Origin of the sequence: Trichocoleus sp. AS-A1 (assembly GCF_039962015.1) — a bacterium.
In the GTDB taxonomy this organism is placed as follows: domain Bacteria; phylum Cyanobacteriota; class Cyanobacteriia; order Cyanobacteriales; family FACHB-T130; genus FACHB-T130.
Window position 1 is genome coordinate 205,449 of the sequence record NZ_JAMPKG010000002.1, and the last position, 13,084, is coordinate 218,532.

A 13,084-nucleotide genomic window follows, 5' to 3' on the forward strand; every position below is an offset into this window, starting at 1 on the left:
ACCTCTGCCGCTGCCCGAAAACCAGGGAGCAGTTCCATATTCCCCTTCCTTGCTTTTCAAAGAGGCGGTTAAGAAGCAAGTAGCAGAATGTATTGTAAGCGAGAGTAGTAACCACTATATTTCAAGACTTAGAACTCAAAATATGACCAATTACCAATTACAAATTACCAATTACCAAATTGATATGATTCAAATATTCGGAGACTTCAGGGACGAGCTTCCAAGCAGTCAGGAAGGCTTAACAATTGTATTTTCGCCTACCTCCATCCCCCTAAAGCAACGCTGGCGCAATAATGGTTTATCGGCTGATTTTATGGCTGACTATTTTGCAACTTTCTTTCCTGGTAATAAAAATACGACCGAAACCGACCCAAAAGCAGAGATAAAAAGTGCTGTTAGTTTTATCGCTAATGAGTTGCTAGAGAATGCGATGAAATTTAACGATGACATATCAGTGCAACCTATCAGTATTCGGCTGCAAATGCATAACGATCGCCTGGTATTCCTTGGTACGAACAATATCAATCCAAGCGCGATCGCTAAGTTTCAGGCATTTATCACAGAGTTAACCACCTGCGATCCGAGCGAGTTCTATCTTCGCCAGCTAGAAAAAAATGCAGAAGACGAGAGCGAGAGCGAATCTGGGCTAGGCTTTTTGACAATGATGAACGATTATCAGGCTAAGCTAGGTTGGAAGTTTGAGACTATCCAAAAAGAGTCGGAGGCGGAAGCGATCGCCGTGACCACAATGGTGCAGTTGGCAGTATAGCTTACCGAGTTGTTCAGAATATGCAAGGAGTTGATGCGTAATGGAAATTAAGACCGAAGATTACAGCATTTGGTACGACTCGGTTACTGAAACAGCGATCTTTCAGGGTTCGCTTCGACTTAGCGGAATGGAAGAATATGCACCAATCGTAAAGTTACTTAACGAGCTAGTAGATTCAGAGCCACCAAAAATTACCTTGAATTTGCGGGAACTAGAATTTTTGAATAGTTCGGGAATCAATGTTCTGTCGAAATTTGTCATCAATGTGCGTCAAAAAGAAAGTATGCAGATGATTGTACAAGGCTCTAAGAATATCCCCTGGCAAAGTAAGTCGTTGAAAAATTTGCAGCGGCTAATGCCTTCTTTACAGCTGGAATTGGCATAAAAACTCCTACAAGGCTAAGATACTGGCACTGAAAACTAGATAAGTTCATTTTCGTCGAAGTGCAAATCGTAAGGCGATGCAAGAAGAACAACCCTCAAGGGAACAGCTGTTTTTAGAAATCGCAAATCTGCGACGGGAATTGGAAGACTTAAAAAACAAAAAAGCTGACTTAGAAATCTTGCTGGAGACGACAACAGAACACTCCGATATAGTTGAAGCTCAGCTGCATCAGTCCAATCAACAGCTACAAGCCGAAATTGCCGAACGCCAGCGTACCGAAGAAGCACTACAAGCGAGTCAAGCCGCGCTCCAGTCTCTTTTGACAATCGTTACTAGAGATAAGATCGATTTGGAAATTTTGCTGGAGACGACTACGGAACATTCCGATAGGGTGGAAGCTGAGTTGCATCACAAAGCAGAGGAGGCAGTACGTGCCAGCGAGAGAAGATTGGCTCAATTTCTAGAAGCCGTGCCGGTAGGTGTTTTCGTGATTGATGCGAGGGGCAAACCCTACTACGCCAATCATACGGCACAGCGGCTTCTCGGCAAGGGCATCGTCCCGGAAGACACCACCGCTCAACTGCCAGAACTTTATCAAGCTTATGTGGCAGGGACAGATCGGTTGTACCCGAATGCCCAACAGCCCCTAGCGCTGGCGTTGAGTGGCTCCTGCTCGACTGTTGATGATATGGAGGTTCGCCAAGCAGACAAGATTATCCCGATAGAGGTGTGGGCAACGCCAATTTTTGATGAGAAGGGCGAAATTGTCTACGCGATCGCGGCTTTTCAAGATATCACGCGACGCAAAAAGGCAGAAGCAGAGCGAATTCAGCTGATCGATCAACTTTATCAACTTAACATCGCTTACGAACGGTTTGTACCCCGTGAATTTCTTCAGTTTTTGAAGAAACAAAGCATTATTGATGTCATATTAGGCGACCAAGTGCAGCAGGAAATGTCGGTGTTATTTGCCGATATTCGAGACTTTACTGCACTATCAGAAAAAATGACGCCGTCAGACAATTTTCAATTTATTAATGCCTTTTTGAGCCGCATGGAGCCTGCTATTACCGAGAATAACGGCTTCATTGATAAATATATCGGTGATGGGATTATGGCGCTGTTTAGCGGCAGTGCAGATGATGCGATTAAAGCAGCCATTACCATGCTACATAATCTTGCCGAGTATAATCAGCATCGCGCCCAAGCTGGTTATCATCCAATTCAAATCGGGATTGGCATCAATACGGGTTCTTTGATGTTGGGTACGGTGGGAGGAAATAACCGGCTACAGGGCACTGTCATTAGCGATGCTGTCAACTTAGCCTCCCGTATTGAAGGATTGACGAAAGAGTATGGAGTGTCATTATTAATCAGTCATCAAACTTTTTTGCAGTTACAGAATTCATCTGATTATTTCATCCGCATTATCGATCGGGTGAAAATAAAAGGTAAATCCGAAGAAGTAACAGTTTATGAAGTATTCGATGGAGATTTAGCGGAATTAAAAGATGGTAAATTAAGCGCAAAAACAATATTTGAAAAAGCTTTGTTATTTTACAAAAATCAAAAGTTTCATGAAGCTGCACAACTCTTTCAAGATTGTTTATGGTATAACCCGATGGATAAAGTTGCTAAGATATATTTAGAGCGCTGTCAATTTGTATCTACTAATTTCAGGATAAATGAAGAGTAATCGAAGCAGAAGTATTTAGTTAGAAATATATTATCAAGACTAGTATTTGTAATTTAATTTACTTATCTATATAAAAATACAAAAGTTTTTCAATCAACTTTGGGTAAATAAGGGGGTAAGAGATGAAGAGACAGTAGAAACAACAGCAAAACTACGGCAAAAACTACAACAATTGCTTAAAAACTAACTGGTTTATTACTCAAATGAGCGGATGAGGCTGCCTAAATTTCTGAGGAGCGTGGTAGATTAGCCCAAGTGTATACAGAAAGAATGCAGCCTCTAACGATTATCTCTTACAAGATCTTATCCAAGAATTGCTTAGCGCGATCGCAGTCTGGATTTGTAAAGAACTTACTAGGCGGTGAATCTTCAGCCAGTTTTCCACTATCAAGAAACAAAATGCGGTCGGCAACTTCTCGCGCGAACCCCATTTCATGGGTGACAATTGCCATTGTGATACCAGTTTTGGTGAGGTCTTTCATCACCTCTAGCACCTCTTTCACCATTTCCGGGTCGAGTGCCGAGGTCGGTTCGTCAAACAACATGATATCTGGCTTCATTGCCAAGGAACGCGCGATCGCAACTCGCTGTTTCTGTCCCCCTGACAACTTAGAAGGATAAACATCAGCCTTTTCTGATAAACCTACTTTATTCAGCAGTTCCATTCCTTCTCGCCGCGCCTCTTCCGAAGAAATGCCCTTTACCTTTTTAGGTGCATACGTCACATTAGAAAGGACGGTTTTGTGAGGAAATAAATGGAAATGTTGAAACACCATGCCGACATTTTGCCGAACTTTCATAATGTCGGTTTTTCGTGAGGTGATGTCTGCTCCTTGTATATAAATCTTACCCGAAGTTGGCACTTCCAGTAAATTCATGCACCTCAAGAAAGTGGACTTACCAGAACCCGAAGGGCCAATCACTGCCACAACTTCCCCGTGTCTAATCTCAGTCGAAATTCCTTGCAAAACCTTCAGATTTCCAAAAGATTTATGCAAATCTTCAACCTTAACTGCTGCGTTGTAATCTTCGTTCGAGTACATAACCCCCCCATGTTAAACTCATGACCATTAAATAGTAAATTGCACCTGCAAATAGCAAAGGTTCAAAGTAAATATATTGTTCTGCACCCACAATTTGGGCACGGCGTAACAAGTCAGTTACCCCAATTGTAGAGACTAATGCTGAGTCTTTGAGTAGTGCAATACTCTCATTTACTAATGCTGGCAAAATATTTTTTATCGCCTGTGGCAAGATAATATCCAGCATCATCGGTCTATAGGGAACTCCTAAAGACAAAGCAGCTTCCTGTTGACCTTTATCAACGGCAAGAATACCGCCGCGAATTGTTTCAGAAATGTAAGCGCCTGAGTTGAGAGTAAAGGTAATGACACCGGCTAATAATGCCGGAATATTGTAGCCAATCAACTGAGGCGTTGCGTAATAAACTAAAGCGATTTGCAATAGTAGCGGCGTTCCTCGAAAGATAGAGGTGTAGGCTGTTGCAAACCAAACCAGTGGTTTAAAGGTAGAAATCTTAAATAAAGAGAGGATTGTCCCCCAAATAAAGCCCAAAATTGCTGAGATAGCAGTGAATTGGAGAGTTACTAATATTCCTTTTAGAATAAAAGGAATCCGAGGCGTTATCTTAGCAAAAGCCAAGCTGGAACTGCTGGCGGGAATTTCAGTTTTTCCATTATTTTCAAACCACTTTGTCACCAACCTTTCTATTTCACCGTTCTGTTTCATTTCTGCCAGAACGCGGTTGAAATCATTGACTAGAGGCGAACCTTTGGCGAAAGCGATCGCACTCCCTGCTTCCCCAGTATTCGGAACCGTATTAAATTCTAAATCTGGGTTATTGGCAATAAAACCTTTAGCGATGGTATCTTCAATAATTGCAGCGTCGATACGATTTGATTTAACTTCTTGGATAATTTCACCAGTCTTATTAAGGGCTACCAGATTCGCGCCCTTTATTTCTTTAGCAGCTTTTTCTTGAGTAGAACCCAATTGAACGCCGACTTTTTTTCCAGCTAAACTTTCAGGTGTCGTTAGGTTACTACCTTTTCTAGCGACAATTGTATTTTTAGCTTCATAGTAAATATCGGAAAAATCAACATTTTTTCTCCGTTCTGCTGTCGGTGTCATCCCAGCCATCGCAAAGTCAGCCCGACCGGATTGCACAGCCGGAATTATGCCACTAAAATCTGTATCTTTAATATCAAGTTGAAACCCTAGCTCTTTGGCAATATAGTTGGCAATGTCTACGTCGAAACCTACAATATCAGCGCTACCGCTAGCCGTATCTCGAAATTCATAAGGTGGATAGTCCGCTGACGTGACCATCACAAATTTTTTACCTTGATAGGGAGGTGATTGGGCTAATACGCGATCGCTTCCCCAACCCCCAAAAAGTAAACTTATCGATAATGCAATAGAAAATAGGATGGCAAAAAGCCATTTCCTTTTTGGCATGGCTAGTAAGTCCTTAATGTCTTGATGTATGAATATTTAACACTCAAACCACAAGACCATTTCTACTATCTTAAGGATGATATTTTGCTTACATAAAGTTACATTTTCAAAATTTTTATGATAAATAAGCTCATAAAAAAACATAGGTTTGTTAACCTTACTCTAAACCCTCTTCACCTCCCTCTAACCCTCTCCTAAGAGGAGAAAGTCAGCAGGTTAGGTTTGTTTGATTTTAAAAGACGAAACTCGTTCTCACCACACCAATCACAGCATCGGGATTTCGCTCATCATGGTTAGGTGCTGTTAGCCAAAAGAAACCAGGAGTAATCGAAATATTTTCGGTTAATTGATATTTGTAGAAAGCTTCGATGTGATATCCGGTATCGCGATCGCTTCTTTGTCCGGGAGGTAAACCAATCGCCTCTGCTAAAGCACGATTGCTAGTCCCTGTTAACTTTGGTTGCATCCCTAACACAATGCCACCTAAATTTCCCTTTTTGCCCAAATCAGGGAAAGCCAGCGTTAGCGCATAATTCCAGACATCTGCATCCCCCTTGATATTACCAAGAGCGCGGGCGGCAGTGTAGCCCACCCACCCACCGAGTTCAAAGCGGGGACTAAATCGGTAATTAACTTGTGCGCCGTAACCATTACCGACCACAGGATTGCCATCAGGATCGGTGAGATCGATGACTTTGGCAGCGTTGCTACCTGCGAGAGTATCGACACCAAAAGCTTGAGAAAAAGAGTTTAGGTAAAGCAAGCCAAGTTTCAAGCGATCGCCACTATAAACCAACTGGGCAAAAGCACTGTAACCACCATTAAATATACCTGAATCTCTGCCTGGGTTACTAGGACCGTTAGGGGCGTCTTCACCAAAGTAACCAACATCTAAACTGAGGGCTTCGCTAAGGGCATAATTTGCTGCAATCCCAGCTCGATTTCCCAAGGGAAAATACACAGGATTGACTTGACCAAAATTAGAAATAGCACCCGTAGAGGTGTCGATAAAAGGAGCAATTGTATCTGTTACATACGACGGATCGATTGAACCCGCTTCAATATAAATTTTGAGTTTGTCTCCGACTGGAAAGCGATACTCTAACTGGCTAATTCTGGCTTCGTTATTTTGAGATACGCTACTGGGAGTAAACCGAGTTTCACCTGTTAAGCCTGGATCTGGCCCGCCACCAAATGTTGCCCCAGTGTCAAACTGCCTCAAATTAGTGATTTGAAAACGAGTCCTTAAGCGGTCTTTTCCAGTGAAGCTAGTGTTAAAATCAATGCGAGTCCGATGACCGAGAGTAGCGTTATTTACATCGCTAGCATTCTCACCAAAAGCATCGCCTGCATAGGTGATAATTTCACCGCCTAATTTAGTGGTTGTAGAAAATTGGTGAGCTTCCAGTTGGGTTGTTCGAGCTTCCAAAGTATCCACTCGACCCCGCAGCGCCGTCAGTTCCGTTCCAAATTCATCAATCAGCCGTTGTAAGGTTCCTAAATCGTCTTTGGTGACAAAATCTGCTGAACTAGCAGCAATCAATTTCTCAATTTGCTGCAAGCAGGTATTTATCCCAGCCGCAAATTCATAACGACTCAGCGCCCGATTGCCACGAAAGGTGCCATCCGGATATCCTGCAATACAGCCATAACGTTCAACAAGCGATCGCAGGGCTTCATACGCCCAATCCGTCGGTTCTACATCTCGCAACTGCGACACGTTGCTGACTCGATCCATCGCATCAGTCTCTTCAGTTCCCTGAGAAACGGTATCTGCCCCAACTAGAGCGTCAGTATCCTGGGCAAAGGGATGGGTTTCCTCTGACACAGTTGGAAATTCTGCTGCTTGGGCAATGCTAGCGATCGCTAAAGCGTTAACTAGCACCGCGAGGCAAAATTTTAGAGGGGCACCAAACAGTTTCAAGACGGTCTCTCCTCACACTTTTTGGCATTCCTAATGAATTTTGTCACGTAAATGCCGATCGTGCTCGCTGAATTTACGCTGGATGTTGTTTAAATACTACATTTTTGCCTAGCAAGTAATTGTATATTCTCCTACCAAGAAGAAGTTCAACATATACTCTTGTTGATTATGCGAAAAACAACCCCGATTTCTTGGAGAAATCGGGGTTCTAAAAACTGAGGATTTAGTTATCTAATGTCCAACAATTCTACGTCGAAAATTAGAGTGGCGTTGGGAGGAATGACTCCACCCGCACCACGAGAGCCATATCCCAATTCAGGAGGGATAATTAACTGGCGGCGTCCGCCGACTTTCATGGTGCTGAGTCCTTCGTCCCAGCCTTTGATGACTTGTCCAACGCCGAGTTTGAACTCGAAGGGAGAATTGCGATCGCGCGAACTATCAAACTTCGTGCCATCCTTTAGAGTGCCGGTGTAATGCACTACCACCCTTTGGCCTGTTTTAGGAGTTGCCCCCTCGCCTTCCTTTAACTCAGTGTACTTAAGACCAGAAGGCGTTGTCTTCACTTCGCCACTGGCAGTTTCATCACTTCCTGGGTTGGTATTCATCGTTATAAGCCTTGTAATATCAGCACTAGGATCGTTACTGGGAGTTTTTGCAACAACTGCGGTTTCAGTTTTGGTTAGTTCAGCTGCTTTTGCATCTCCTTGATTGCTGCTCGTAACTTGAGCAAAAATCAAGAGTACTACACAGGTAAACATTACCCCAACGCTGATTAGAATTTCTCTCATTCATCCGTTCTCCGTACCTCTAAGACCTCAAAACTTTAGATTTTAGATTGAGAGAATTTTCGATTTAATCCAAAATTCCCCATCCAAAATCCAAAATTGATTGTCCCACTAGATTTTCAATCCTATCAGCTTTACTTACCGCCAGAGCTTATTTTCCATATCACGCACCTGACGTTCGAGCCGGTCAATGCGTCCCCGCAATTCATCCATTTCCGACTGGCGAGGAACCCCCAGATCCTGCAACATATTCCGCATTTGCCGTTGCATCTGGATCTCCAAGTTCCCCTGATCTGACTTGAGCTGCTGCATCAAATCATCTACCATCCCCTTAGCTTGCTCGGGGTTGATTTTGCCTTCCTTGACCCATTCATCGCTCACTTCGCGGATTTTGTCGGCTACCAAAGACGTAGTCCCCACACCCATCATTAGTAGCTGCTTAAGCCAGTTGTTATTATCCATTTTCCCTTCCTGTCACTCCGCCGCGACTTTGAGCGGCTAAACACGTATCATAAAGCGGTGCTAAAATCTTACCGATTTTTCGCCTACAGTTCTATTTTGTGACATTCTCTCAACAACTGCCGCTCATCTTCCAGACTTTGCTCGTGGCAAAATCAATCGCTCTGATGGATGATTGAAGAGTCTATTTACAGCTTCAAAGCAGCTTATACTCCAGCTCATGGTAATTGAGTGGCTTCAGGTAAGAGTCGCTCCCGAACTGCGGGAAAAATACATTCAGAAGGATGGCGAAATCTGGACGGCTTTCCTCGCCAGATGTCCGGGTTTTTTGGGTAAAGAAGTCTGGCTCAACCCAAACGAGCCAACAGAGGTCATTTTAGTCATTCGGTGGGCGACGCGGGAACAGTGGAAGTCTGTTGAGCTAGAAAGCCTGGAAGAAATCGAGCGGCAGTTTGTCCAAGCGATGGGAGAGGCTTTTCCCATCGTTCAGTTAGCAGAATATCAAATCCGAAAGTTTCCCCAAGCTTAAACTGGATCTAGAGGTCTTTTTAGATTGCGACTTGCTGACTGGATAGAAACCTAGAATTACCGTGCTGCTATCCATGCCGAACTGTCCAAAGTGCCATCAACCCGTCAATGCCCAGGTAACGACCTGTCCTTATTGCCGAACCGAGCTAAAAGCCTACGGTCATCCTGGCATTCCCCTACATCGAGCAACGGGGGAGGAATTTCTGTGCGACACCTGCACTTACCACGAAGATGATACCTGTACCTTTTCCAAGCGTCCTTACGCTAAGGAATGTACGATGTATAGCGATCGCTCTCAAGAATCTCACCCGATGACTGCCACTCACTACAGTCTCGGCTGGCGTCACTCGCTTCAACTTTGGTGTCAGCGAAACCAGCCTTTGCTGCTGCTATTCGGTCTCATTGTGGTAAGTTTAGCGATCGCTTTCTATGCAAGCAAATAATTTAGACAACCTTCGCCGTAACCGAACTGGTTCCTGAAGCTTCTTTTGCTTCTTTTAGAGGCAACTCCTCAACGGGTGCTGCTTCTTGAAAAACCGTCAAGTCAAACCAGAAAGTTGTACCGACGCCGACCTCGCTAACCAAGTGAACCCTGGTGTGATGCTTCTCAATGATATTTCTAACAATTGACAAACCCAAACCTGTTCCTTCAAGGGTGTGAACTCGGTTTTCTACTCGGAAAAAACGATCGAAGATTGCCTCTTGGTCTTCTGTATCGATGCCGATTCCCGTATCAGAAATTTCAATCCGCACTAATTTGGGATTGTTCGTTGCAGGAATTTTCCCGCGTTCCTCTGCGCCGGAAGGGAAGACTCCGCCTTGACTCCGCTCATCCCTCGACTCCAGCAAATAGGCGCGAATTGCCACCCGTCCGCCTGTCTCAGTAAACTTCAGTCCATTACCGACCAGATTAGCAAACACCTGGAGCAACAAATCATAGTTGCCCCAGACTGCTGGCAAATTCGGTTCAATCTCTTGGATGAGTTCAATTCCTTTATCGCGGGCGTTTAGCTGGTAAGTCCGCAGCGTTTGCTCCACAGGTTGGGCAATATCTACAGGCTCAAAGTGATAGCGCTTGTGCGACTCAAGCCTAGATAAATCCAAAACGTCATTTACCAGGCGAGTCAGGCGGTCTGTTTCTCGATTCGCAGTGTCTAAAAATTCCCGACGTTCCTCTTCTGTCAAATCTTCGCCGTATTCGTGGAGCGTTTCAATAAACGACTTGATGTTAAAAAGCGGCGTTCTCAATTCGTGGGAAACATTGCTAATAAAATGACTTTTCGCCTCGTTCAGCTCTACCTCACGAGTAATATCCTGTACCGTCATCGCAATTCCCTTGATGGTTTCCCGGTACTGGTCGAGGACGGTCGTTAGGAGAATGCGGACGGTGCGGTTCGCCGGTTGGAATAGCGTCACCCGAAACTCTGCCCCTTCGCATTCGCCAGCAACAATTTGATGCAGGGGTCGCGCTAGCTCCAAGTTTACTGGAGAAGGCAAGCAATGCAGAGCATTAGATCCCACCACATCAACGCCATCCCACCCGAAAATTCGTCGCGCTGTCGGGTTGACTAAGATCACCTGAAAGTTGGTGTCTATCAGCACCGCTCCATCAGCAATCGTAGAAACCAACGTCTCTAGCTTGGCTTTCTCTGCTGTCAGTTCCTCGATATTTTGCTCTTCATAACTCTCCAGCCGTTCTGCCATCTCGTTGAAACTGTAAATCAGTTCGCCCAGTTCTCCTCCGAGTGGCAGGTCAACTCGTTGCTTGAAGTTGCCAGCGGCAATATTTTTAACCCCAACGAGAAGTTCTTTAATTGGCTGAGTAATGGTTAAGGCATTAAAAACAGCCCCCAAAATCACCATCACCCAAATGGAAATAAATACCGCAATCGTGACATCTCGTGTCAGATGGGACGACGCCACCACGGTTGGATTGGCGTTAATCCCAATTGCCAAAACCCCTAAATTTTTGCCATCGTGCGACAGGGGAACAAAGACATCCGTAACTTCCCCATCCGGACTTAGGTGCTGACGCACCATTGGTAAGTCGGAATTATCAGCGTAATCCTCTGGCAATTGAATCCGACGCTGAATTGTCAGCGAGTTTTGTACCTCGGACTCAGAGAAAGGAATTCCAAAATAGATTTTGCCAGTTTCGTCGGCGTAGAGCATATAGCGCACGCTGGAGGTGCTGCTGTAGAAGCGGTGAGAAAAACGTGCCACCTCCGTCAGATTCTTTTCAGCAATCTGAGGCGCGACATTCGCCGCCAACAACAAACCCAGGTCGCGCCCGAAGCGAGTATCATTCAGCCGAGCATCCTGCTGAATTGTATTCACTGCCCAGAAGGTCAGACCGCTCATCACCAAGGAGACGACTAAGGTAGCAGCCGCCATCAGGCGCGTCTGGAGAGTAAACTCAGACCACCAATGGGCAATAACTTCTCGAAGGGTTTTTAATAGAGCCAGCAAGGTAAATTTGCCACTAAAAATGGTAAAAATTAGAGATTTATCAAAAATTGTAGAGGATTCTTCCCAGGGATAGGTGGATTTTTGAACGTTTCTCAATTATATTTATCCACTTCTATTTTCTCAAGTTCCCCCTGGAACTCTCATGTATCTTTGGATGCAGCTTGACTAAGATTTTGAAGAAATTTAAAGATTTACGTGATGTGCAACTTTCCAAAACTCTCTAGCTTAGGCTACAGAGCTTTGGAAACGAGGAGCGATTGGATTGCAGTTGCACATGACGTTAAACGCTAAAGTTTCCCTGCCGTGCGGACGCGATAACCAATATCCCGTCGGTAGTACATCCCCTCAAACTCAATGCAATTAATCGCCGTGTATGCTTGAGCGATCGCTGCATCAAAATCCTCTCCAATGGCGGTGACTCCCAACACCCGACCGCCTTCTGTCACCACTTGTTGCTGCTTCTTCTGAGTGCCTGCATGGAACACATTTGCTCCTGCTGCCTCGGCTTGCTCAATGCCGGTAATGACGTGACCTTTTTTATAGCTTTCGGGATAACCCCCCGCCGCTACAACGACACAGGCGGAAGCGCCTGATTTCCAGGCAATCGGAGGCTGTTGGGCAAGTTTCTGTCCGACGCAGGCAACCAGTAAGTCTTCTAGAGGGGTTTCGAGTAAAGGCAAGATCGCCTGTGTTTCCGGATCGCCAAAGCGACAGTTAAATTCCAAAACTTTCGGATCGCCTTGGGGGGTAATCATTAATCCAGCATAAAGGACACCCCGGTAGTCGATGCCCCTCTCTTTTAAAGCGGCAACAGTCGGCTCCAGAATTTCTTTCTGAACTCGCGCACTCAGGGCAGGTGTCAGGATGGGAGCAGGACAATAGGCTCCCATTCCGCCCGTATTTGCCCCTGTATCGCCCTCACCGATGCGTTTGTGATCTTGAGCCGGTAACAACTGGCGAACGGTCAAGCCATCCGACAGCGCCAAAACCGAGACTTCCTGACCCGCTAAATATTCTTCAATTACTACAGTCTTGACTCGACTGGAGAATAAATCTGCGATCGCAGAGTATGCCTCTTCCACCGTTGCCGCTACCGTAACACCCTTACCCGCTGCCAAACCATCGGCTTTAACAACAATCGGTGCCCCTTGCGCTGCTACATAAGCTTTTGCAGCTTCTGGCTCTGTAAACACCTCTGAGTTGGCGGTTGGGATACCCGCTTCCCGCATCAAATCCTTTGCCCAAGACTTACTCGCCTCAATTTGCGCTCCCGCTTTGGTGGGACCAAACACCTTGAGATTTTGGCGTTGCAAGTAATCTGCGATCCCCAAAGCCAGGGGGGCTTCAGGCCCGACGACCACCAGCGAGATGTTATTCACTTGAGCAAATCGTGCTATTCCCTCAAAATCATCAACACTTAAAGGGAGATTCTGACAACGATCCAGAGAAGCTGTGCCGCCGTTTCCAGGAACACAGACTATCTGCCGAATGCGTTGAGATTGCAGCAGTTTCCATACCAGGGCGTGTTCGCGTGCCCCATTGCCAACAACCAAAACCTTCACGTTCGCCTCGCGCTCCTGTTTTTGTT

Annotated in this window: 12 protein-coding genes; 5 read left to right on the forward strand and 7 right to left on the reverse strand. The window is 45.2% G+C overall.

The window, feature by feature from the left end; all coding sequences use genetic code 11:
• Positions 1-184 precede the first annotated feature (184 nt).
• The 3 genes from NC994_RS02555 to NC994_RS02565 all read left to right on the forward strand — a co-directional run bounded on the left by NC994_RS02555 (position 185) and on the right by NC994_RS02565 (position 2,850).
• A complete protein-coding gene (locus tag NC994_RS02555; RefSeq protein ID WP_190441295.1) occupies positions 185-769 on the forward strand; it encodes a DUF6272 family protein in 585 nt (194 codons plus the stop codon).
• 40 nt (positions 770-809) lie between these two features.
• The gene (locus tag NC994_RS02560; protein ID WP_190440992.1) at positions 810-1,154 is read left to right on the forward strand and encodes a hypothetical protein; all 345 of its coding nucleotides are present in this window, start codon (positions 810-812) and stop codon (positions 1,152-1,154) included.
• A 76-nt stretch (positions 1,155-1,230) separates the two neighbouring features.
• Positions 1,231-2,850 carry an adenylate/guanylate cyclase domain-containing protein gene (locus NC994_RS02565; protein ID WP_190441003.1) on the forward strand — a complete coding sequence of 540 codons (1,620 nt, stop codon included), beginning with the start codon at positions 1,231-1,233 and terminating at the stop codon, positions 2,848-2,850.
• A 293-nt stretch (positions 2,851-3,143) separates the two neighbouring features.
• On the opposite strand, the gene NC994_RS02570 is transcribed toward NC994_RS02565, so the two are convergent.
• From NC994_RS02570 to NC994_RS02590, 5 genes are all read right to left on the reverse strand, one after another.
• Entirely contained in the window at positions 3,144-3,893 is a 750-nt protein-coding gene (locus NC994_RS02570; RefSeq protein WP_190441005.1) for an amino acid ABC transporter ATP-binding protein, read from the reverse strand.
• Entirely contained in the window at positions 3,859-5,328 is a 1,470-nt protein-coding gene (locus NC994_RS02575) for an ABC transporter substrate-binding protein/permease (protein ID WP_190441007.1), read from the reverse strand. Before NC994_RS02575 ends, NC994_RS02570 begins: the two co-directional genes overlap by 35 nt.
• A gap of 232 nt (positions 5,329-5,560) precedes the next feature.
• Entirely contained in the window at positions 5,561-7,252 is a 1,692-nt protein-coding gene (locus NC994_RS02580; RefSeq protein WP_199299812.1) for an iron uptake porin, read from the reverse strand.
• A 227-nt stretch (positions 7,253-7,479) separates the two neighbouring features.
• Positions 7,480-8,043 carry an FKBP-type peptidyl-prolyl cis-trans isomerase gene (locus NC994_RS02585; RefSeq protein WP_190441009.1) on the reverse strand — a complete coding sequence of 188 codons (564 nt, stop codon included), beginning with the start codon at positions 8,041-8,043 and terminating at the stop codon, positions 7,480-7,482.
• Between the two features lie 135 nt (positions 8,044-8,178).
• Positions 8,179-8,502 (reverse strand): phasin family protein, encoded by a 324-nt coding sequence (locus tag NC994_RS02590; protein ID WP_190415431.1) that lies wholly within the window; start codon positions 8,500-8,502, stop codon positions 8,179-8,181.
• Positions 8,503-8,719: 217 nt separating this feature from the next.
• On the opposite strand from NC994_RS02590, the gene NC994_RS02595 reads away from it, so the two are divergent.
• Positions 8,720-9,028: a TIGR03792 family protein gene (locus NC994_RS02595; RefSeq protein ID WP_190441012.1), complete on the forward strand. Its 309-nt coding sequence runs from the start codon at positions 8,720-8,722 to the stop codon at positions 9,026-9,028.
• Positions 9,029-9,101: 73 nt separating this feature from the next.
• Complete coding sequence (locus NC994_RS02600) at positions 9,102-9,470, forward strand: zinc ribbon domain-containing protein (protein WP_190441015.1); 369 nt, start codon at positions 9,102-9,104, stop codon at positions 9,468-9,470.
• A 1-nt stretch (position 9,471) separates the two neighbouring features.
• Here NC994_RS02600 and nblS read toward each other — a convergent pair whose 3' ends face one another.
• Entirely contained in the window at positions 9,472-11,496 is a 2,025-nt protein-coding gene (gene nblS, locus NC994_RS02605) for a two-component system sensor histidine kinase NblS (RefSeq protein WP_190415723.1), read from the reverse strand.
• Positions 11,497-11,783: 287 nt separating this feature from the next.
• Positions 11,784-13,058 (reverse strand): phosphoribosylamine--glycine ligase, encoded by a 1,275-nt coding sequence (purD, locus tag NC994_RS02610; protein ID WP_190441018.1) that lies wholly within the window; start codon positions 13,056-13,058, stop codon positions 11,784-11,786.
• Positions 13,059-13,084: the final 26 nt, after the last annotated feature.